At 68.4% G+C, this 1,331-nt stretch carries 1 protein-coding gene; it reads right to left on the bottom strand.

The window, feature by feature from the left end; translation table 11 throughout:
- Window positions 1-19: 19 nt before the first annotated feature.
- The gene (locus ACNAVT_RS31755) at window positions 20-1,189 is read right to left on the bottom strand and encodes an ISAs1 family transposase (RefSeq protein ID WP_416301683.1); all 1,170 of its coding nucleotides are present in this window, start codon (window positions 1,187-1,189) and stop codon (window positions 20-22) included.
- Window positions 1,190-1,331 lie beyond the last annotated feature (142 nt).

The raw sequence follows: 1,331 nt of genomic DNA, 5'->3' as shown, positions 1-1,331 counted from the left end.
CAGGGCCTCGGCAAAGTCGTCAGGTGATGCCGAGTAGTGCGAGGGGGCGTGTGCTGTCGCGGGCGTGGTGGCGGTTGGCGGCGGCGATGTTGGTGATGCCGGCGGTGCGTAGGGCGCCGATCGCGGCGTTGCGTAGGGCGGCCATGACCTGAGGGCCAGTGCCGGTGCGGATCTGGGAACGATCCTCGTCGTAGGTGACGTCCCGCACCCAGTGGATTTTGTTCTCGATGTTCCAGTGGCTGCGGATCCATGCGGCCAGTTGTGCGGGCTTGGCCTGGTGCAGGCGCAGGCTGGTGATCGCGTAGACGGTCTCGGTGGTGAAGCGTTTGGGCTGGTCGAGACGTCGTCGGCGACGGCGGATCTGCAACGCCTGCGCGGCGTGCGGGAACTCGATCCCGGTGGAGACGCTCAGGATCTTAAGAGTGCGGATCTCGCGACGGCCGTGGCCGCGGTCGGTGTCGCAGGCGGCTTCCGGGACCGCCCGCCAGGGCAGGCCGGTCAGTTGGGCGTGCAGGGTGGGCTGGTTGGCCTTGACGGTGAGGATCCAGTCGGCGCCGCGTTCGGCGAGGTAGGCGACGTGGTCACGCTGGCAGTGCAACGCGTCGACGGTGATCACGGCGTCGCGTAGGTCGCCGATCTGGTCCAGCAGCGGCTGGAAGCGGGTGATCTCGTTGGTCTTGCCGTCCACGTCGGTGCTGGCCAGGACGACACCGCTGGCCTGGTCGCAGGCGGCCAGGACGTGCCGGGCGGCGGCGTCGGTGGTGCGGGAACCACGCAGCGTCTTGCCGTCAACCGCGATCACTCGTCTCGCCGCTGGGGTCTCGACCTTGGCTCGAGCGGCGAGCCAGCCACCGATCGCCGCGGTAAGCCGGTCCGCGTCCAAGGCCTGCAGCAGCCGGCGAATCATCGCCTCCGACGGGCGCCGATCAGGGTCAATACCCAACGCCAACGCGGTCGAGGCGGGAACGTCAGCGACCCACTCGGCGATCGCCGCGTACGAACGGTAGCCGGACACCACAGCGCACACCGCCGCCGTCACCACCACCGTCAGCCGATGCCGCACTCCTCGACGAGCCCGAGGATCCGGCAGCACGGCCAACGCCACCGGCAGTCCAGCAGCGGTTTCGGGCACCGTGACAGCCGGTGCGCACGACAACGACGAGATCAGCGATGATGGCAGCGCGGGCATGGCTCACTTCGGACGGATCAACAAGGCCTCGAGAACCTCGATGATCTTCTGAAGCAGTCATGCCCGCCCTGCTACCACCAGCAAGGGCGCGTCTACTCCAACCACCTCAAGCCAGACACCCCGCGACTTTGCCGGGGCCCTG

Source organism: Micromonospora sp. SL4-19 (genome assembly GCF_047921475.1).
Lineage (GTDB): Bacteria > Actinomycetota > Actinomycetes > Mycobacteriales > Micromonosporaceae > Micromonospora.
The sequence above is the reverse complement of the archived record's forward strand: the minus strand, read 5'-3'. Positions and strand labels throughout refer to the sequence as shown.

What these genes read in the sequence shown, in the direction of transcription:
- ACNAVT_RS31755 (WP_416301683.1), bottom strand. Translation starts at nt 1,189, where the DNA reads ATGCCCGCGCTGCCATCATCGCTGATCTCGTCGTTGTCGTGCGCACCG.